Origin of the sequence: Reichenbachiella sp. (assembly GCF_965223055.1) — a bacterium.
In the GTDB taxonomy this organism is placed as follows: Bacteria; Bacteroidota; Bacteroidia; order Cytophagales; family Cyclobacteriaceae; genus Reichenbachiella.
On the sequence record NZ_CBDCVM010000008.1, the window covers coordinates 1 to 21,581 of the forward strand.

Genomic DNA, 21,581 nt, shown 5'->3' on the forward strand with positions numbered 1-21,581 from the left:
AACTTAATTTCTTAAATCCTAACCTCTTTTAGAATTAATTTCAAAAACTTTTAAACCTTAAAATTTACTCTCCAAAAGACTGGAAATTCATTATCTCAACATGTCAATTATTCCATTTCCGGAATCCCTTTCTCTCAAACGGGACGCAAAGATAGATAACTATTGTTCTCAATTCCAAACAATAAAAACAAGTTTCTTAAAATAGTTTCAAAGAAAATCCTAAAACACTCTGCAAGGCCTTGAAAGACTGATTAGTCCAACAATATTTTATTAGAAGTTCTGGTTCCATTTTTACTTTCTAATAAGACCACAACCATTTGCTCGCCAGTACTACTCAATTCAATATCCACTCCTTCGGGGTGAATAGACTTATTGTAAGGAATCTGTTTTCCCGACATACTAAATACTTTGAGGACATCTATATTAGTAGCTGGAGAATTGATTGTAAAGCGTCCTGCATCAGCTGGATTTGGTGACATCAACAATTCACCCGTACCCAGCTTCTTATCCGTTTTACTAATAAGCTGGTAAACTCGTACATAATCAACTTTCATCTCCTGCGGAAAGACAGACACATCTACACCTTTCACTCCTCCCCAATTACCTCCGACAGCAATATTCAACAACAAATGAAAGCGTTGATCAAATGGCCATTTATCTGACCCCTCTTCTTTTGAAAAAGTGAAGTAATTAATATCATCCACAAAGAAATCAATCTTGCTATGTGACCACTCTACAGCCTAGACATGAAAATCTTCTTCACAATCTTCAATAATGATCTCACCTCCCTTCTGCGTACCAATAGAATGATGATAAGCCTTTGTATGTACAGTACCATAAATTTTATTCGATTCATACCCTACATGTTCCATAATATCGATTTCACCGCTCTCCGGCCAGCCACCGTAAGACCAATCAGTAGATAGCATCCAAATGGCCGGCCACGTCCCAACTCCTGAAGGCAGCATGGCCTTGACTTCAATCCTTCCATAAGTCCAATCGCCTTTCTCCCTGGTAACCAATCTGGCGGAACTGTATGCCTTGGACCCCATATTCTCTTTAATCGCAGTGATGATCAAATGTCCATCTTCTACTCGAGCATTCTCCAGTCTTTCTTCAGTATAATATTCTAACTCATTATTTCCCCATCCACAGACATTGGGGCAACCATCTCCTACGTCGTAACTCCATTTGCTTACGTCTGGCAAACCTGAATAATCAAATTCATCGAACCAAACGAGTTTGTATCCACTTTGAGCCAAACTAATCGTCGAAACAAAGAGAAGGACAGTTAGTTTAATGATGATGTTCATGGTTAGTTTTTGTTTTTAAATCCAGTGATTCAAAAGAAACGACCTCAGGTTTTTCCCCTTGCCTAATTTTGTAGAATTGATTCATGTTCACATCTTGTAACTCCTGAATAGTTCTCTGAAGATCGGGCCAGTAGATGATCACCTTATCAACTTCAGAAGCATCTCCTAGACCAACCTCTGCTCTTAATGTATTTGCTCCAAACGACCCTCCTGTTCCGATAAAGTTATACACCCGTTTTTGCTCTCCTGATTTAAGAGTAACCAATACTTCAATTTTCGCGCCGATAGCTGAATAATTGGAGCTAGTGCCTTCCAAATCCAAAGTCAACCAGTTGTTCTGAAAGCCAGGGTTTTGAAAAAGCATATTTTGAAAGACATCACTTTCTGCTGCTCCTCCCACTTGGTGATAAATATCTTGATCACCGTCATTATCTAAATCTCCAAAGGCTACGCCATGTCCTTTTTGAATTTGCCCAAATTGACCCGCGGTTGTGACATCTGCGAATAGTTTACCCTCCAAATTTAAAAATGCTCGATTCGGTACTGTAGCCCAAATATTGAACTCGCCCGTACCTAAATAGAAATCAGGATAGCCATCATTATTAAGATCACCAAAATTGCCACCCATCGCATATAGCAACTTATCCAATCCAACCTCATTGGTGACATCAGTAAATGTTTCATCTCCATTATTCCTGTATAGCCGAGGTGTTTCTCCTTTGAATGGCTTACCCAAATAATCTTTAGCCACTTCGCTAGCGATCAAATGAGACTCGCGGTTATCATAACCTATCACCATAATATCCTGCCACCCGTCCTGATCATAATCCCAAAACCATGATGGAAAGCTCATGACAGGTTCGCTTACTCCAGCCGAGCCAGCCAACTGTTCAAAGACCCAGTCCTCTGGACTGGTTCCTCCTCGATTAATATAGAGCAGATTGTTACGACCGTAGATAGACAGATACAAATCTGGTAAACCATCATTATTCACATCTCCCCAGGTGGCACCTTTTACAAACTGATTGATTTCTAAATCCAGCTTTTTTGCTACATCGGTAAATGTGCCATCTCCATTATTCATATATAATTGACAAGGAAAAATAGCTCTCCTACTAGAAGATTCATTTCCTACAAATAAATCAACATGCCCATCCAAATTGAAGTCAGCTGCAGCTACTGTACCAGTGGGCTGTTTTTGATACATCCCTGCTGCCTTAGTCTCATCCGAAAAATACCCCCCTTTATTTATCAAAAGTGAATTCGGTATCAAACCATTGGTAGACAACCATGCTCCGCGCATGATGTAGATATCCGTCAGTCCATCGTTATTAAAGTCTGCGTGAATATTATTGAGGCCTCCAACGATCCCGTCTAAACCATAATGATCTGTGCTATCAGTAAAACTTCCCAGCCCGTTGTTTATATATAAAGTGGACTGCTCGCCTAAGCTGTAAGAAGTAGTAAAGATATCCAGCAGCCCGTCATTATTGAAGTCTTCAATGCTAGCTCCTCCGCATGGTTATTTAGATCCACTCCCGTTTCCATACTTATGTTTGGAAATACTGGAAAACCTTGCGCTGATTCGAAAGCGCTTGGAGGAATTAGGAATTCGTTGCGTACATGATCTGGATATTTACCTACTGCCTGATAACATAAATTTAGAAACCATTTTGATTGCATATCTGTTGAATCGTAGGCCAACAGTTTTTCATATACCTCTATGGCGCTTTCTACAGGTGCTGTTTGTATATGAATACCGGACCCTTTGATCGGCATGATACAGGATTGTCCTGAGTGATTTTGAATACAATTTTCAATTTCACCTTTTCGTAAATAAGCCAATGCCTTTACTTTATAGAAGTCGACACTTTGCACATTCACGTCATTAAAGCTGTTGCCTTTCAAGTATTGGTCGATCACCTCAACACATTTGTCATTATCACCCTTTAATAGCAACACTAATACATAATCCAACCACTGCCCAGAGCGCATGCTATAGGGCAAACCTTTTACATTGATCTCTAACTTGCGGAGTAAGTTGTCTATGAAATAAGGATAGTTATTGTTTTGTCTGGCCTTTTGTGCCAAGGTATCCAGCTCCTTAGTCATTTCTATGGTTGAAGGTGTCCGTCGATCAACTTCTCTGTTACAAGAAACCAAAATCCATAGCACACAAACTAAGTATGGCAATATTCTCATTTCCCTTCTTGATAAACGACTATAGGCGCACTGTTAGAAATAAAAGCAGTTGTATAAGAATCCTTGCCAGTAAGCCTCACAACATGCCTGATATCATAGGGCACATATAGCCCTGATTGTTCATAACTTATATAATTGAAGCCTCCTTTTCCATTGCCTGCAAACAGCCATCCAAAACAAGCGTCGTTTCTTGGTGTTTCCACTTCTGAATTAAATTGATTTCCTCCGGCTAGAATATCTAAATATCCGTCTCCATTGAAGTCAGCTATCTCCATCGTATTGAATGATGATGTTTGAGCTTCAAATGGCAGCGGATTCATACCAAAGTCTCCGTTACCCAAATTCTCCATATATACACTTGAGAAATCCTGTACTTTATAATGTAGACTATTTTCCAAGTGTTGATCACCATATATATCGGATAAAGTTGCCTGAGCAAAAGCATTGTATTTGTTTTTATACTTTCTGCTGATATCAGGAATCTGCTGAGAACTGCACTGCATGCCTCTGACCGGAAACTGTCTTTCATCCTGATAGTAGCTCAGTACAATATCAATATTGCCATTGGCATCATAATCGTCCACGTATATATCGAAGGTTTCTTCTGGTGTGGCCTGATACTTATAATTCGTTCCTAAGTTACCTACAATCAGATCCTCATCTCCATCCTGGTCAAAGTCAGCTTTCTCAACGGTATTCCACCAACCTACTGTTTCACTTAAACCATATTCTTCTGTTTGGTTTACAAATGACTGACCATCGAATGAAAACATGGAAATTGGCATCCATTCCCCTACGACTACAAGTTGACCATCACTTAACCATGTGGCATCAGTGACCATACCTAATTCATTGAATGCGATTTGTTCATTTAGTTCAAACTTTACCTCACCTTCCTCAGAAGTATTTTCTAGCACATAGCTAGAAACAGGTAGTGGATATTTCCGTGGCAGCTGTCGACCACCAATAAACAAATCCATATCGCCATCCTTATCATAATCAAAGGGAAGCACCACACCTCCGCTGACCAGATAGTCAGGTAAAGCTTCGCTCCTAGTAAATATACCGGATTCATTAAGGTAGAGTCTATCGATATAAAGCTCTGATCCTTCTTCTGAATCATTTCCTCCACTTACTACAAACAGATCCATATCCTGATCATTGTCTGCATCGAAGAATACTGCCGACACATCTTCATATATACTATCTGCAGGGATAAATTCAGAAACGGTAAATGTTCCATTCGCTTGTTGAATGAATAATTGGCCAGGTATATTCATGGCACCACCAATATACAAGTCTTCCAATCCGTCTTGATTGATATCTGCTTTGGCTACTGCTGGCCCTAATCGTGACATTCTGTGTGGTAGTAGAATTTGATAATCGAAATCATCAAAGTCATTTTCTTTATTCAAATAGGCATCAAGACTTTCCATATTGGCTTTCACAAACATTTTTTGGGCTTCAATCTTGTCATTGTTGCTTTCGATGGCTTCAGTGGCCTCAACAGAAATCAGTTCTCCCATTTTTACATCGTTTAGAACCGTTACTTTCCCATTTGGCCAAATTACTTCCATTTTTTCAAGCTGTCCATTGACTCCAAAATGAATTATAGGCTCTACAGAAGACTGATAACCTCGAACCAAAGTGTGCTCTTTATATTGAACACCTTTATCAGTATACAGTTTCAACTTGGTCCCGAGGCCTAATGGATTTTTTTCAGTCCCTTTAAGTTTAACCTTGACGAAATTTTTATTTCCATTTTCTATGCTCAGGTTTTTATAAATAGCTGCAGCCGAATCAATGTTATTGATGACTAATTCAATATCCCCATCGTTATCTAAATCTGCATAGGCAGCACCATTTGAAAAACCTTCAAAATTAATTCCCCAATCTTCATTGCTTCGTTCAAACTGCTGACCGTCTAGGTTTTTGAATATATAATTATCAATTCTCTTAAATGGTAACTTTTCCGTTACATCTGCGAAAGTCAATTCTTTGTATTTAATCTTCATTTTGATGTCCAATCGATCCATCCATTTGAAGAAATCTTTGTTGTTGATATCACGGCGTGTACCGTTGGTCACATACAGATCATTCAATCCATCGTTGTCATAATCAGCAAAAAGACATGCCCAACTCCAATCTGTTTTGTCAATGCCGGACATTTTAGCCACATCAGCGAAGAACGGCCTTCCATTTGGCTTGATGCCTTGATTCAACTGAAGTGTATTGTACATATATTGGTAATGAAAACCGGCATTTACGTTTTGCCAAAATCCATCAATATCCATACTTGCCATGTTTGCCTTAGATCTGAAGTTGTCCGCGGGAGTCATGTCCATTTGTGTAAAGTCCATCAATCCGTCATTATTAACATCAGCAGCGTCTACACCCATTCCATAAAAGGATGTATGTTGCATAGTTTCTTTAGAAAGGTCAGTAAAAGTGCCGTCTCCATTATTGAAATAAAAATTGTCTGGCGTATTGAAATCATTAGACACATATAGGTCAGTCAGATTATCATTATTGAAATCAGAAGCCAAAACTCCCACAGCCAAACCAAAGTTCAACATGCCTGCCGCTTCCGTACCGTCAGTGTAATAACCCGAGCCGTCATTAATGTACAAGTGATCTGATGATTCCCATTGAGGGTTATCTACTTTCTCTTTGTACTCTGGGATTAATGTACCAAAAGAGGTCTGTTCATAGTTGGCTACATACATATCGATGTCTCCATCCTGATCTGCATCAAAAAATGCAGTCTGAATAGTTAGTCCTTCATCAGCCACGCCTCTCGCTTCTGCTTCATCTTTGAACGTTGGAATCCCTTGGTCATTGAGTCCTTGATTGATATAAAGAATGTTTTTAGTAGAAGTCCAAATACCAGCTACAGCTACAGATATATCCAAAAGACCATCTGCATTGACATCGTGCATGGCTACACCTGTAATCCACCGATCATCTGCGGCTACTCCAGCCACTTCGGTTATATCTTGAAACTGAAGATTGCCTTTATTTAAATAAAGCTTGTTTTTTACTCTGTTGCCAGTAAAGTACATATCTTGAAGACCATCTCCATTTAAATCACCGATAGACACTCCTCCACCCATATAGTAGTAGCCATACTTGAAAAAGTTTATAGAATCATTAACAATCAAGTCATTTGAAAAACTAACATTTGAATGTGAAGGTGAAATGGCCTCAAATATTTTTTGGTTTTGGGTTGTTGTCTTTTCCTCACAGGAGAGTAGGCAGACCATTCCTACTAGAAGTGCTATATATCTTTTCATACCGTTCAATTTACAAAAACAAAGGCCACCTTTTAAACTAAAGGCGGCCTTTGGATAAATAATTCAAGCTAAAAATCCGTTTTGATTAATATCCAGGATTTTGAGTCATATTAGTAGCCGCAGCTATATCCGAATTAGGAATTGGGAATAGCTGGTGCTTAGCATAATCAAAGTTGTCACCATAGTGTGCTGGGTCACCATCAGTAAATGTAGGAGGCACCTGTACGCCTAATTCTGCATTGGCAATAGCCTCACCCCATCTGATTAAATCAAAGTATCTGTGACCTTCGAAGGCTAGCTCAACAAATCTTTCTGCAATAATGTCTTGCAAAGTGACAGAACCAAGGCCAGCCAGACCTGCTCTAGCTCTTACCTGATTGATAGCAGCTAGTGCACCAGAATTGTCACCACTTTGAAGTTTCGCTTCTGCGCTTAACAATAGAACATCAGCATATCTGATCAATCTCCAGTTGGTACCATAGTTCAACTCTTTAGGAGCACCATCCTGGTTCGTTTCAGCATCGAAAGATCCATACTTCAACCTAAAAAATCTGTTGTAATCCCACCAAGTACTTCCATCGAAGTTAGGGTCAGTACTTTTGTAACTTAAGTACTGCTGCTCAGAGAACATCGTAGCGTCTCTTCTTTCCGTATCGCCCATGGCATTAAATGCATCCCATAATTTTTCTGAAGGATAGTTGAATCCCCAACCTGCTATCAGGCCAAGCTCAGGAGTAGATCCTGCTCTAGCACCCATCAGCTGTACGTGCAAGTTGTTTTCAAATCTTGTTCCCCAAGGATAATTCCAATCATAAGGTACTTGAGAAGAGAAAGAAGCCTCCAGGATAGATTCATCACCAAATTCTTGCGCTTCAGTAAATACATCAGCGTAATTGTCAACTAATGAATACCCAGTTACATTGTCAAAAGCAGTAGCTGATTCAGCATATCTAGCTTGATAAAGTAATACTTTACCTAACAATGCATAAGCAGTACCTTTCGACATTCTAAATTTATCAGCATCAGAATAATCGCTTTTGTTTGGCAGCACTGCAATTGCTTCATTCAAATCAGTTTCAATTTGAGCGTAAATATCTGCTTTAGGCACTCGCGACTGATTAAATTCAGTGGGTTCCAATCCTTTTAACACTAAAGGAATATCTCCAAATTGAGTAACTAGCTCAAGATAATAGTATGCTCTAAGCGCCTTAGCTTCACCGATGATCCTCTCTCTCAATGCATTTTCAGGTGCTAAGTTTTCAATAATCATATTAGCTCTAAATACACCGTAGTAGTTCACTTGCCAAGTCGCTTGAACCGCAGGGTTTGCGCTATCCCAGGTGAAGTTATCCAATTGTTGATAACGAGGCTGATCTGTACTACCACCCCCTCCAGCAGTACCTTCATCAGAAGGTAATGTTTTGATGAAGGTTGGGCTCGCCCAATCAAACAAGTTATCTGCAGTAAGCATATCATAAGTTGCTACGATGGCCAATTGCGCGTCATCATCTGTAGCGTAGAATGTCTCTATCGACGACACCCCATTCACATCTTGTTCCAATTGATCAGAACATGCGGCGAGTATTACTGCAACCAGTGCAGAAGCTACTCCCAATATTGCTATTTTATTTTTCATGTCTTAAATATTTTTATATTAAAACTGTAGCGTTAAACCAGTCACGAATGTCTTTGGCACAGGATAAGATCCTCTGTCGATACCTAAACTATTCGCATTGTTACTTCCTCCGATTTCAGGATCGAATCCTTTGTACTTTGTAAATGTGAAGAAGTTATCCAAAGAAACGTATAGTCTCAATTTGCTAATTCCTGCTTTATCCAATAATGAACTTGGCAAGTTATATCCTAACTGCACTTGTCTGATTTTGAAGAAAGAACCATTAAACACCATCATATCACTTGTATATGCTTGTCCGGCAGTACCTGCTCTAAACCAGCTGTTAGTAGAACCTTCACCTGTCCATCTGTCTTCATAGAAGAATACAGGCTTGTTATTTTGAGGTCTATCCGTTCTGTTGAATCCCATGATCACTTCATGTCCAAAAGATCCCTGAGCAAATACTTTAAAGTCAAATCCTTTGTAATCCAATTTGATAGTAGTACCTAACATGAAATCTGGATGAGGAGAACCTATCTGAACAAAATCACTAGGTGTGATACTTCCATCTCCGTCTGAATCTACAATAATCGGATCTCCGGGAGCTGGTGTGTAACCACTTGTAACATTTGCAGTATAAGCATCTACTTCAGCCTGGTTTTGGAAAATTCCTTCCGTTTTGTAACCTCTGAAGTACCAGATAGGAAATCCTTGTTTCATAGCAGTAGCAGAATTCCAATCGATACCTACGTCGGCTCCAGCTTCAAACTCTTTGTTAGGATCAACAAATGTTGCTTCGTTTTTGATCGAAGTGAAGTTCAAGGTAATGTCATATTTGAAATCGCCTTTTTGCTCTTGATAACCCATCTCGATTTCAAGTCCTTTGTTTGATACCTCACCAGAGTTTACAAATCCTGCTGGGTTTCCTACAAATGCAGGAGGGCTACCCACTGTTAATAGATCTTTTGTAGTCTTCCAGAAATAATCCGCTGACAAAGTCAATCTATCCTCGAAGAATCCAAGGTCTATTCCAATATCTGTTTGCTCTGAAGTTTCCCAAGTCAAGTTAGGGTTAGCTAACTGAGTAGGTTCAGCACCTGTTAGGAAATTTCCTGTAGCATCTGCATAGATAAATCCAGCACTCACAGTAGCCAGCGAGGCTCCTGCTCCTACATTGGTTACAGATGACAAACTACCATTTTGTCCCCAAGATGCTCTCAACTTCAAGAAGTTCATAGGCCCAGCAGAGAAGAAATCCTCACTAGACAATACCCAACCCGCAGAAATTGAAGGGAAGTAACCCCAACGGTTATCTTTAGACAATACTGAAGAACCATCCGCTCTCAAAGTTGCAGCTAGTAGGTACTTCTCTTTGTAGTTATACGTTACTCTACCGAAGTAAGAGCTCAAAGTATTTGTGTTTCTATTACCCTGAGCATTCGTATTTTGTATACGGTTTGGCACTGCATCTAAATATGCCAACTGAGGAATCGCATTCAATAATGTGGTTCCGTTGCCAGTCATATAACCATTTTCAGTAGAGAAGAATGATGTACCTGCCAATACATTCAAATTGTGCTCTCCAAATTTCTTAGTATACGAGGCGAAGTTTTCCCACTGATAGTTGAAATAATCACTATATGTATCAGAAACTCTTGCGCTTTCTGTATCTCTATCGTTAAAGAACCAAGATTCTTGCCAGTAGTGATTGTAGTAGTTACCTGAGATCAATCCTAATCTTGAAGTAAATTCAAATCCTTCAAATGGTGTAAGGGTCAGTTCCGTAGCACCTTGTAATACAGTGGCATTAAATGCACCATGGATCTGAGCCATTTTACCTATTGGGTTAGAGTTTTCTCCATCAACTAAAGTTGAGATACCCCAATAATTTCCATTCTCATCAGTTTTGTAATTCTGCTCACCGTATTGGTTAATTACCCATGGTGGAATACCATTAGCATAAGTCAATGGAGTAGCAGGATCCATTACGATACCACTTTGTACAATACCACCAAATTCTGTATTCTCTTGGATAGACTGTCTTTTGAATTGAGCAAAAGAGTAATTACTTGAGATTTTCGCCCAATCATTTACTTTATGACTGATATTGAATCTTAACCCATATCTTTTGATAGAAGCATTATCTCCTCCAACGATACCTTCTTGATCCAAGAAATAACCACCGATCAAATATTTAGTATCTTCTGTTCCTCCAGAGAATGTTAAAGCATGTCTTTGCTGAGGAGCTGATGAGAATATTTCATCTTTCCAATTAGTTCCTTTTGAAGGTAATTGTTCATCTGCTCTTCTAAAAATTCCAGCTTCTGCGTTGTATTCTTCGTACTGGTCTAAATTCATTACTTCTAATGGCGTATTTTGGTTTTGGATACCAAACTGAAAATCATAACTGATTTTTCCTGGGCCATTCTCACCTTTTTTGGTAGTTACATAAACTACACCATTAGCACCTTCCGCTCCATAAATAGCAGCAGAAGCAGCATCTTTCAATACTTCAATTCCATCTATTTCAAATGGATCCAACCAGTTGATATCTGGCACTCTCATACCATCAACAATATAAAGCGGTTGAGTAGAACCATTAGATCCTGCACCTCTAATCTTGATATTGTATCCAGCTCCTGGAGAACCTGATGTAGGAACCACTTCCACACCTGCCATTCTACCTTGCAAAGCCTGATCAACAGATCCTGCAGAGAAATTAGCCAAGTCTTCCGCCTTCACACTTGAAATCGCAGCAGTCAATACGCTCTTCTTTTGAGAACCATATCCTACAACCACTATTTCTTCCAATGAAGTGACATCATCTGCCATACCTACATCTATAGTAGATCGGCCACCAACGACTATCTCTTGTGCTTTCATTCCGATGAATGAGTACACTAGCGTGTTCTCATCAGAACTTACTGAGATCTTATACTCTCCATCTAAATTAGTTACTGTACCATTTGCAGTACCTTTTATAAGGACACTTACACCTGGTAAAGTTTCACCTGTTGTAGCCGAGGTGACTATTCCAGATACTGTTCTTTCCTGAGCTTGGACACTAAAAGAAGCAAGTGTCAGTAGCATCAGCAACATGGGTATCAGACCTCTTAGCCCAACACTATATATTTTTATTTTATGCATGTCTTTTAATTTTTTGATTTGAAATAGCTACCAATTACTTGATCTCAATTGAAGCATCCTTGTCGCCTTCTTCTTGATCTCCAGTCAATGCAGGGAATCGCTTCACTTTGGCTGTGCCATCCGTGTTTGTATCGTAATTTCCTGCAGCATCTACTTCTAAATAGAATAACTTGAAGTTACCTGCAGAAGCCACAAATTTTGCATTATCTGCTCCCTCACCTTCAAAATCGGCAGGACTCTCAGGTAAGAATTGAGAGTTGTATGGCAACCAAATCCAATGAACTGTAGAACCTCCTTCTTCAGGTCCAACCACAATATCAACTACTCTTGGCTCATCTACCGGATCAGTTTCAGTAGCGGTCAATGTAAATGCAGTTGGTGCAGTGTTATCCACTAAAACATTAAACATGCTTGTTGCCGGATCCCACAGTGCGTCATTGTTAGCAATATCTATAACTGTAGATTGATCCAATGTAGCTGTGAAGTTTCCATCACCGTCTGCAGTGTTAGTCCATGTAGTATACCAAACAGACGCATCATCTTCAGATTGAGTCAACAATAGCAGCGTATCCGTACCAGCAGAACCTGCATCATAGTCAAGAGCTAATTTCATAGAATCCTTTACTGCTCTGATTGCTTCACTCGCTGAAACCATAAATTTCACCGAGCCTCCTTTATTTACAACAGTTACTTCGTCAGGATTTTCGAATTTGGCCAATGGTTTAACATTGTCCACTGCGTGTAGATCAACTCTTATCGTATCAGCAACGCCTCCACCATAATCAGCCGCAGCTGTTACATTTAGCATACGTCCCATAAGCTGGCCATTTCCAGTGCCCCCAGTAATAGTAGCGATGAACTTAGTCATACCACTTCCTGCCACTTCTGCAAGATTTGATGAAATCGTACCATTTGTAAAGTCCCCTTCAAATGCCAAAGTAGGTGCAGAAGCTAAAGGCGAAGCAAACTCTAAAGTAATAGTCTCGCTTCCTCCGTTGTTTACGCTTGCATTACTAAAAGTAGATCCGCCTTCTTCTAGAAGAGCAGCATCTACACTGTTAATAGTAATAGCTCTGGCGCCTTCCAACCCATTTCCAGTTGCATTTACAGTTGCTGTACCTACAGCACCGAAAGTAACCTCAGCGGTTAAACCATCAGTTGTTCCTAAAGTAGCATTTCCGGTCACAGACCATGATATGCTTCCACCAGCTTCTGAAGCTGTAAAAGTTTGCGTGGACATTGGCGTCACACCCGAAGGTCCATCGATATAGAGCACATTGCCTATAGTGTTTTGTCCTGATTCATCATCCTCGCACGCTACTGTAATGAACAGTAGCAGCGCAGATGATAAAATCACTTTGGACAGACCGATTAGCCTGCCCCTCATTTGTCTAAGTTTTATCATGCCTTTCAATTTTTTGATTTTAGTGAATAGTTTTAATAAAAATTGAGTCTCAAACTTCTTTAATCTCTACCCTTCTTGCGTGGGGCATTTGTCACAAAGGCGGATGGTAATTGTTTCAAATAGCCTTTAAACACTCCAGAAGGCTATTTCAAGATGTTTTTTCTTCAGTATTACTTGCGTATTCAGAAGGATTAACTCCAAATTGTTTTTTGAAACAATCTCTAAAATATTGGAGATCATTAAACCCTACTTGATAAGTAATTTCAGAAATCGTCAGTTGATTCTGTCGAATGAGCTGCGCTGCTCTTTTCAATCTTATGGACCTTACAAACTCATTGGCAGACTGACCTATCAGGCCTTTCAGCTTTCTATATAACTGCATTCGACTGAGGCCTAGTTCCCGACCCAGGTCATCTACATAAAATTCTGAGTTGGACATATTGTCCTCTACGATCTTAACAGCCTTCTTAATGAAGTCTTCATCTCGTGATGCGATCTTGACATTGGTAGGTTCTATGTTAAGCGTTTTTCTGTTTATTATATTGTTTTTGATATGATCGTGGATGTTCAATACATTTCGAACTCTTAAAGCCAATAGTTTTGGATTGAATGGCTTAGTTATGTAATAATCCGCACCTTTTTCAAAACCCTCAAGCGCACTGTCGTTCGACGCTTTGGCTGTAAGCAATATCACAGGAATGTGACTGGTCTTTGTGTCGTTCTTTACTTTTTTACAAACCTCAAAGCCATCCATGCCAGGCATCATGATATCTGAAATAATCAAATCTGGAATTTGCTCAAGCGCCAATTCAGAGCCATCCACTCCATTCTCTGCTTCAATTACCCTGTAATCTGGCTCCAGAATCTGCTTGATATAACCTCGAATATCATTATTGTCTTCTATGACTAGTACCAAAGGCTGTTTTTCTTGATCCTCCAAACTCTCCAGACTCTCGGTCAGTGGCTGAGCATTGGCCTGCTGGTCGGATTTGAATAGCTCTTGATTTTCATATTTGAATTCGCTTTCCACGTTGGAAAAATCTTCTGGGTTCAAGTGGTCTGTTCCCTTATTGAGATGGACGGTGAATACCGAACCTTCGTTTTCCTTACTCTCAAGTTCAATTTCTCCTCGGTGTAATTCAACCAGTTCTTTGGTCAGAGAAAGGCCAATGCCAGTCCCTTTGCTCTTTTTGTTTTTCGCGTCTCTGACGCGATAGTATCTATTAAAGATATATTCCATCTCATCTTCAGGGATTCCAATTCCATCATCTTTGACGATGAGGGTCACTTTGTCTTTGGATTCTACCAATTCAAACTCTACATGACCAAACTCGGCAGTATATTTGAATGCGTTTGAAAGCAAATTCACGACAATTTTTTCTAGTTTCTCTCTATCGAAAAAAAGAGCAATTTCCTGCTTAGGTACAGTCACTTTATAGCTGATGTTTTTTCTTGCAGCAAATGATGAAAACGAATGAATCACCGGCTTTAGAAATTTAGTCACGTCCTGCTCCACTGCCTCTAGTCTCATTTTACCAGATTCTAGTTTTGACAATTCAAGTAATTGGTTAATCAGATTGAGCAAACTCTCCGCATTCCTAATCATCATACTCACTTGCTCTTTGATGCTGCTGAATTCCACATTTTCATACATCGCTTTGAGCGGACCTAATATCAAAGTAAGTGGTGAACGAAACTCATGAGATATATTAGCGAAGAAACTTGACTTCATTTCGTCTAGCTCTTGCATCTTGGAGAGCTCCATGTGTTCTACTTGCAATTGAGTCTGTAACCTTTCGCGATTCACAATGGTCTGAATCCCCCAAACGAGTAATGCAGTGATAATAACTATATATAAGGAGTAGGCCCAATAAGTATTGTACCAAGCTGGGGATATTATTATTTCAACAGCCGCTTCCCGGCTACTCCATATTCCATCATTATTAGTCCCTTTTACTTTAAATACATAATATCCAGGTGGTACATTAGTATAATATGCCTCTCTTCTATTCCCTACATTTTGCCAGCCTTCATCGTAGTTAACCAGTTGATAGGCATATTCGTTTTTAGAAGTTTGAGAAAAACTTAGAACGGCAAATTCAAAACTGAAATCATTTTGATCGTAGGTTAAATTGATCTTCTCCGTTTTCCGAATGTTTTTTTTCAGGGGAGACTCTTCACCCACTTTCACCGATTGATTGTAAAGTTTGAAATCACTAAAAAATACGGGTGGTTCATATGCATTTTTTTTGATCTGATCAGGTTTAAACCTGTTGAATCCATCAATTCCTCCGAACAACATTTCACCATTCCTAAGAGTGTAACTGGAATTCTTGAAAAACTCCATACCCTGCAAACCATCCGCTTTAGTGAAATTCTGAATCTCTTCAGTATCTTGATTATACTTTGACAATCCTCTATTTGAACTCACCCAAATATTCCTTTCTTCATCGATCTCAATTCCATATATCACTTCATTAGGCAGACCCTGCTTCTTTCCGATCTTAATGAATTCTTCAGTATTTGGAACTAGTTTGTCTAAGCCTGAAAATGTACCGACCCAAATAATACCCTCTTTGTCTTCCTTCAGGGAAATAACAGTATTACTTGAAATACTTGTGGGGTTGTTCTCATCCAACATATAACGTTTGAAACTATACTGACCATTCGTTTCAAACATCTGATTAAGGCCTCCCCCTTCTGTACCAATCCATAAATTGCCTTCTCGATCTTCTAAAATTGCCCGCACATAGTCAGAGCTGATACTGTGTGGGTTGTCTTTGTCATGACTGAATCCCATAAATGACTGATCCGATGGGTCATAGGCAAATAACCCATCTCTAAAAGCACTGAACCAAATTCTACCTTTTCGATCTTCATGAATGGCAAATACATTTTCATAGCCTTGATTGTTATTTAATGGATGGTTAATACTAAACGTTTCGAAGACATTTGACCCTTTTCTTTTCAAGTTGACACCCCCATCCCAGGTACCAACCCATAGATTTTCATTACTATCTAACAATAATGATAGAATAGCATCTTTTGAAATGGAGCCAACGCCTGACTGCGCAAAATATGAGGTGAAAGTGTTCTTCTTTATATCCCAGTAATTCAAACCTCCTCCATCTGTACCTACCCATACATTTTTATGCTTGTCTTCCGCAAAGCAACTCACTGCATTATTGCTCAATGAATTAGCGAAATATGGGTTATGCTGAATATGTTCAAATTTAGTGGCATTGGGATCGATTTTGAATATGCCTTTATTGAAGGTCCCAACCCAAATGATTCCTGTATTATCCTGATATAAACTCCATATAGAATTGTTCTGAAGCGTGTATTCCCTGCGCGGATCGAAAGTATACAATACTGACTGACCGGTGTTTAATCTAATAGCATTTAATCCACCATTTTCCGTGCCGATCCAGAGTTGATTATTGTCATCTTCGAGAATAGACAGAATGACTCTTGTCCCAGACTTTCCTAATTGAGTATCTAGTTTTTGGTGATGAAATATAAATCGACCACTTTCGTGATATTCCAATTTATCTAATCCAGCATGAGTACCCATCCAAATATCCCCATTCTTTGTCTTGTACAATTTTCGGATGACGTTGGACACGATAGATTCTGGCCTTTCTTCATCATGCATATAACGAATAAACCTCTGAGTATTAGGATCAAACAAGTTGATACCACCTCCCCAGGTAGCAATCCATAAATTCCCAAAATTGTCCTTTTCTATACCGGTAATGTGATTGGCTGAAATACTAAATGGGTCGTCCAAATTTTTTTGGTAGGATTTGATAGCACCGGTTACCCTATTATAATGATGTAATCCATATTTTTCTGTACCAAACCAAACATTCTTGTTTTCATCTTCGAGAAAGCCTTTCACACTGGCCTCTTTCAAATAATCTGGCATTCCCTTCGGTCTGAACCTTTCGAAACTGTCCAAATCCTCATTGTAAAGACAGATACCACCACCCATGGTTCCTATCCATAAACGGTTATTTGAATCTTCATAAACTGTCCTTATATAATCATTGCTCAGGCTGGTACTGTCAAATTCATCATACTCATAAGCAATCATATTGATTCCATCGAACCGATTCAACCCATTGCGAGTGCCGATCCATAGATAACCATTATGATCTTGAACAATAGAGGCCACAGTGTTTTGTGACAACTCTTGTTTTATTGAAATGAATTTACTTCCTCGATTTTGCCCCAGACAGGCAAAACTGTGCCAGACAAGCACCAATACCAGTAACTTATATTTTCTCATACCGCTCACATTAATAGATGTAAATATTTCAAAAAAATATTACACCAGCCTACCCTTGATACAATTACCCTTCCTCATTGAGAGATATGCCTAGCGATCTAGGCAATAAATAAATGAGTTTTGTAAAGTGACTCAATTCACCACTTTTAATCACATTTTGAATCAATGAAGTTATTTCAATATAAAAAATATATTGCTCCTATTCTAGCGCTCAGCTTTTTTTACTCCTGTGAGCAAAAACCACAATCTAACAGCAAGAAAGATCCGCAAGTACTCGAACTGATGAGTAAAATGTCTTTGGAACAGAAAGTGGGGCAAATGACACAAATCACATTAGGTAAATTCCATGAAGATGGACAACTGAATGTAGATCTTTTAAGAGAAGCCATCATTGACAAAAACGTTGGGTCTATACTCAATACAAATGGCAGTCCACTAACAGTTGATCAATGGCATAAGTTACTGATCGCTATCCAGAATATAGCAACTAAGGAAACTAAGCTAAAGATTCCAATCCTTTACGGCATTGATGCGATTCACGGCACCTCATATACTAAAGGATCTACGCTATTTCCTCATAATATCGGAATGGCGGCAGCCAGAAATGCTGATCTGGTAGCTCAGTCAGCTAAAATCACCGGAATGGAAGTACGTGCTTCGGGTATCCGCTGGAACTTCGATCCAACGTTGGGTATCGGCCGTCAGCCCTTATGGTCCAGATTTGAAGAAACGTTTGGTGAAGACGTCTACCTTACGTCTACGCTAGGTGGTACAGCCATTAACGCTTACGAAGAAGATGGCTTGAAGAATATTACAGCTGTAGCCAGCTGTATGAAGCACTTTATAGGTTATTCAACCCCACAAAGTGGCAAGGACAGAACACCAGCCTACATTCCAGATATTCAGCTAAGAGAATACTATTTACCACCATTCGAAGCAGCTGTGGCGAATGGTACCTCTACAGTAATGATCAACTCTGGCGAAGTAAACGGCGTGCCGGTACATGCTAGCAAATACTACCTACAAGACATTCTAAGAGATGAGCTAGGCTTTGAAGGATTAGCGGTTTCTGACTGGGAAGATATTATCAGACTACATATTCGTCATCAAGTAGCCGCCACACCAAAAGAAGCAGTAAAACTAGCCGTGAATGCTGGTATTGACATGAGTATGGTGCCTTTAGATTATTCATTCTACAATTACCTGATTGAGCTGGTGAATGAAGGACAAGTAAGCCTGACACGTATCGACGGGGCAGTTTACAGAATACTTAAACTAAAATTTGACTTAGGGCTTTTTGACAATGCTTATCCAGAAGAGGAAGCGAAAGCCAATTTTGGCAAAGCTGAGTATACAGATGTCGCCTTGAATGCTGCTTTAGAATCTATCACTTTATTGAAAAATGAAGGAGAAGTATTGCCACTCAGTAAGGACGCCAAAATATTACTTACTGGCCCAGGCGCCAACAACATTGGAGCACTTCACGGTTCTTGGTCGTACACGTGGCAAGGGGATGCAGAAGATGCGTACAATGAAGGTACGCTGACGCTTAAAGATGCCATGATAGAAAAAATTGGTGCAGGTAACGTGATCACAAACGCAGTAGCCAACTACAATGATGACACCAATACCAGCACAACTTTCGTGAAGCAGAATGCTTCAAAAGCTGATGCAATAGTATTAGCTATAGGTGAAAAATCTTACGCAGAATCTCCAGGAGGTATTGATGATCTGACATTAGACCAAAATCAATTACAATTGGTAGAGGCGGCAGTAGCTACTGGCAAGCCAGTAGTTTTACTTTTGGCACAAGGTCGACCAAGGGTCATCTCGTCTGTAGAACCAGGTGTGAAAGGAATATTGAATCTCTACCGTCCAGCCAGTCAAGGCGCGAAGGCTACTATGGAAATCTTGTTTGGAGACTACAATCCAAACGGCAGACTACCATTCACTTATCCTAAAAACACAGGCGACATCGTATTGTACGATCGAAAACATTCTGAAAACTATAAAGAATCTGAACCTGATACCTATGGCTTAGGCGGCTTCGCTCCTCAGTGGGCTTTTGGTCATGGTTTGAGTTACACTACATTTAGCTATAGTGATCTGAAACTTGATAAAACCACACTAGGCCCCAACGACCAGATCAATGTGACGGTAACTGTGAACAATACAGGTAATAGAGATGGGAAAGTTGCCGTAGAATTATATGTAACCGACCTATATGCTTCTGTGACTCCAGGAGAAAAACGATTAAAGAAATTTAAGAAGATAGAGATCAAATCAGGAAATTCTACACAAGTAGATTTTCAACTAGCTACAGCTGATCTATCGTTCATCAATCAGAATAGTGAGAGAGTGACTGAAGAAGGTGAATTCACCTTGATGATAGGAGATCAGCAGGAGAGTTTCTTTTATAAGAAATAAAGGTCTTTATACCGTTCACGGTGTCGCCTCGAGAGGGGCGGCATCTATTTTAAGCAACCCAAATGCTCGACTTAGAACTATTAGATATAGCAGTCATTGGTGTATACTTTGTATGCATCTTCTGGATCGCTATCAGAGTGGCCAAAAAAAGTAAAAATGGCAATGACTCCAAGGGATATTTCCTTGGCGGAAAAGACATGGGTTGGTTTGTAATTGGCGCATCACTTTTTGCTTCCAATATTGGTTCTGAGCATTTAATCGGTCTGGCCGGAACAGCTGCCAGTAGTGGCGTAGCGGTGGCTCAATTTGAATTGCTCGCTGGCGTAGTGCTTCTACTATTAGGTTGGGTATTTGTCCCTTTTTATATTCGAAGTGGAGTATTCACCATGCCAGAATTTCTGGAAAAACGTTATTCAAAAAATACAAGAGCATATCTTTCTGTTATTTCTATAATAGCCTATATCCTAACTAAAATATCTGTGACCATTGCCGCAGGCGGCATCATCTTCCAGGCCATGGGCATGGACTTTTGGACAGGGGCCGTGGTCATTGTTTTGATTACAGGTGTATACACGACCATTGGAGGTCTGAAAGCGGTGATTTATACGGATATGATTCAAATGTTTGTTTTGATCGCAGGCTCTTTGGTAGTGACTTTTGTTGGTTTGTATCATTTGGGAGGCTGGACGGCATTTACAGCAGGATTGGACACAAGTTATTTTAGCCTCTGGAAACCGATTACCAATCCGGACTTCCCGTGGACGGGTATCATATTCGGAGCACCAATTTTGGGCGTTTGGTACTGGTGTACGGATCAGTATATTGTGCAGCGCGTACTTGCGGCTAAAAACATAGAACAAGCCAGAAAAGGCAGTATATTCGGAGGATATCTAAAGATGTTACCTCTCCTTATTTTCGTAATCCCTGGTGTGATTGCATTGGCCTTGAGCCAAAAAGGCGAACTGCTACTAAACACGCCTGATGATGCCTTGCCTATGCTGATCAAAGTACTCATGCCGGCAGGGTTGAAAGGCCTAGTCTTGGCTGGATTATTGGCTGCATTGATGAGTTCTTTATCCTCAGTATTCAATTCTTGTTCTACAATATTCACGCTCGATATTTATAAGAAAATCAAACCCGAATCCACGGAAAAACATTTAGTTCTCGTAGGGCGAATAGCCACCGTTGGGCTGGTATTTTTTGGTTTAATATGGGTGCAATTTATAGACAATATTTCCGATCAGTTATTTAAGTATTTGCAGAGTGTACAGGCATACATATCACCGCCGATTGCTGCGGTATTCTTGTTAGGGATTTTCTTCAAACGCCTCAATTCCAAAGGTGCTATGGCCTCAATGATTACTGGATTTGTGCTAGGCATTGCCAGACTGGTGGGTGAAGTAAACAAAACGGATTTACAAGGAGCTTTTTTCTACTTCTGTGACATTAATTTTCTACATTTCGCCATTTTCTTGTTTGTGATTTGTGTGGCGGTACTGATACTGGTAAGCCTGCTAACTCAAAGCCCAGACTATGCACAAATCGAAGGCGTGACCTTCCATAAAATGTCCATGGTGGATACACGCCAGGATTTGATCCTGTCTGGTATTCTGGTTTGCATTCTGGCTTCTATTTGGATTTATTTTAGTTGATCAAAAATAGAGGCATCACCTAAAAAAATTACTTCATTTAACAAACCATGCTCTCATTCGCAATGAAATGGTCTTGGATAGGACAGCGCCAATTCTGAGTGGATTTACAAACAACAAAACCTTTATTGAGAGATGTGCCATCTGAAGGCAATCAAATGCACAGCATGACAATCTCGATAATTTCAAAACAAGCGAAATTTGCTACAAAAACTAGCGTGACTTTTCACTCTTCTTTC

At 39.7% G+C, this 21,581-nt stretch carries 11 protein-coding genes and 1 pseudogene; 2 read left to right on the forward strand and 10 right to left on the reverse strand.

The genetic code is table 11. The features are described 5' to 3' along the window. Window positions 1-251: 251 nt before the first annotated feature. The 10 genes and pseudogenes from ACOQO5_RS07665 to ACOQO5_RS07710 form a co-directional block, all read right to left on the reverse strand. Complete coding sequence (locus ACOQO5_RS07665) at window positions 252-704, reverse strand: hypothetical protein (RefSeq protein ID WP_420581106.1); 453 nt, start codon at window positions 702-704, stop codon at window positions 252-254. Window positions 705-740: 36 nt separating this feature from the next. After that, window positions 741-1,313 carry a glycoside hydrolase family 16 protein gene (locus tag ACOQO5_RS07670; protein WP_420581107.1) on the reverse strand — a complete coding sequence of 191 codons (573 nt, stop codon included), beginning with the start codon at window positions 1,311-1,313 and terminating at the stop codon, window positions 741-743. Beyond that, entirely contained in the window at window positions 1,297-2,616 is a 1,320-nt protein-coding gene (locus ACOQO5_RS07675; protein WP_420581108.1) for a CRTAC1 family protein, read from the reverse strand. Before ACOQO5_RS07675 ends, ACOQO5_RS07670 begins: the two co-directional genes overlap by 17 nt. Window positions 2,617-2,676: 60 nt before the next feature. Beyond that, a pseudogene (locus tag ACOQO5_RS07680) lies at window positions 2,677-2,817 on the reverse strand (FG-GAP repeat domain-containing protein); the annotation flags it as partial. Further along, window positions 2,760-3,515, reverse strand: a complete 756-nt coding sequence (locus ACOQO5_RS07685; RefSeq protein ID WP_420581109.1) for a hypothetical protein — start codon at window positions 3,513-3,515, stop codon at window positions 2,760-2,762. The gene ACOQO5_RS07685 and the pseudogene ACOQO5_RS07680, both read right to left, overlap by 58 nt. Then, window positions 3,512-6,808, reverse strand: a complete 3,297-nt coding sequence (locus tag ACOQO5_RS07690; protein WP_420581110.1) for a VCBS repeat-containing protein — start codon at window positions 6,806-6,808, stop codon at window positions 3,512-3,514. The genes ACOQO5_RS07685 and ACOQO5_RS07690 overlap by 4 nt, the downstream gene beginning before the upstream one ends. An 85-nt stretch (window positions 6,809-6,893) precedes the next feature. Then, a complete protein-coding gene (locus ACOQO5_RS07695) occupies window positions 6,894-8,444 on the reverse strand; it encodes a RagB/SusD family nutrient uptake outer membrane protein (RefSeq protein ID WP_420581111.1) in 1,551 nt (516 codons plus the stop codon). An 18-nt stretch (window positions 8,445-8,462) separates the two neighbouring features. Continuing rightward, on the reverse strand, window positions 8,463-11,570 hold the full coding sequence (locus ACOQO5_RS07700; protein WP_420581112.1) for a SusC/RagA family TonB-linked outer membrane protein: 3,108 nt from the start codon (window positions 11,568-11,570) through the stop codon (window positions 8,463-8,465). A 34-nt stretch (window positions 11,571-11,604) separates the two neighbouring features. Next, on the reverse strand, window positions 11,605-12,975 hold the full coding sequence (locus ACOQO5_RS07705) for a hypothetical protein (protein ID WP_420581113.1): 1,371 nt from the start codon (window positions 12,973-12,975) through the stop codon (window positions 11,605-11,607). A gap of 148 nt (window positions 12,976-13,123) precedes the next feature. Continuing rightward, the gene (locus tag ACOQO5_RS07710; protein WP_420581114.1) at window positions 13,124-17,266 is read right to left on the reverse strand and encodes a two-component regulator propeller domain-containing protein; all 4,143 of its coding nucleotides are present in this window, start codon (window positions 17,264-17,266) and stop codon (window positions 13,124-13,126) included. Window positions 17,267-17,431: 165 nt separating this feature from the next. Between ACOQO5_RS07710 and ACOQO5_RS07715 the strand changes: the two genes are divergently transcribed. Both ACOQO5_RS07715 and ACOQO5_RS07720 read left to right on the forward strand, forming a co-directional pair. Further along, a complete protein-coding gene (locus ACOQO5_RS07715; RefSeq protein WP_420581115.1) occupies window positions 17,432-19,693 on the forward strand; it encodes a glycoside hydrolase family 3 N-terminal domain-containing protein in 2,262 nt (753 codons plus the stop codon). A gap of 62 nt (window positions 19,694-19,755) precedes the next feature. After that, on the forward strand, window positions 19,756-21,345 hold the full coding sequence (locus tag ACOQO5_RS07720) for a sodium:solute symporter (protein ID WP_420581116.1): 1,590 nt from the start codon (window positions 19,756-19,758) through the stop codon (window positions 21,343-21,345). Window positions 21,346-21,581 lie beyond the last annotated feature (236 nt).

Coding starts and splice junctions, on each gene's coding strand:
- ACOQO5_RS07720 (WP_420581116.1), top strand. CDS start 19,756: ATGCTCGACTTAGAACTATTAGATATAGCAGTCATTGGTGTATACTTT.
- ACOQO5_RS07685 (WP_420581109.1), bottom strand. CDS start 3,515: ATGAGAATATTGCCATACTTAGTTTGTGTGCTATGGATTTTGGTTTCT.
- ACOQO5_RS07670 (WP_420581107.1), bottom strand. CDS start 1,313: ATGAACATCATCATTAAACTAACTGTCCTTCTCTTTGTTTCGACGATT.
- ACOQO5_RS07715 (WP_420581115.1), top strand. CDS start 17,432: ATGAAGTTATTTCAATATAAAAAATATATTGCTCCTATTCTAGCGCTC.
- ACOQO5_RS07695 (WP_420581111.1), bottom strand. CDS start 8,444: ATGAAAAATAAAATAGCAATATTGGGAGTAGCTTCTGCACTGGTTGCA.
- ACOQO5_RS07710 (WP_420581114.1), bottom strand. CDS start 17,266: ATGAGAAAATATAAGTTACTGGTATTGGTGCTTGTCTGGCACAGTTTT.
- ACOQO5_RS07690 (WP_420581110.1), bottom strand. CDS start 6,808: ATGAAAAGATATATAGCACTTCTAGTAGGAATGGTCTGCCTACTCTCC.
- ACOQO5_RS07705 (WP_420581113.1), bottom strand. CDS start 12,975: ATGATAAAACTTAGACAAATGAGGGGCAGGCTAATCGGTCTGTCCAAA.
- ACOQO5_RS07700 (WP_420581112.1), bottom strand. CDS start 11,570: ATGCATAAAATAAAAATATATAGTGTTGGGCTAAGAGGTCTGATACCC.
- ACOQO5_RS07675 (WP_420581108.1), bottom strand. CDS start 2,616: ATGCGCGGAGCATGGTTGTCTACCAATGGTTTGATACCGAATTCACTT.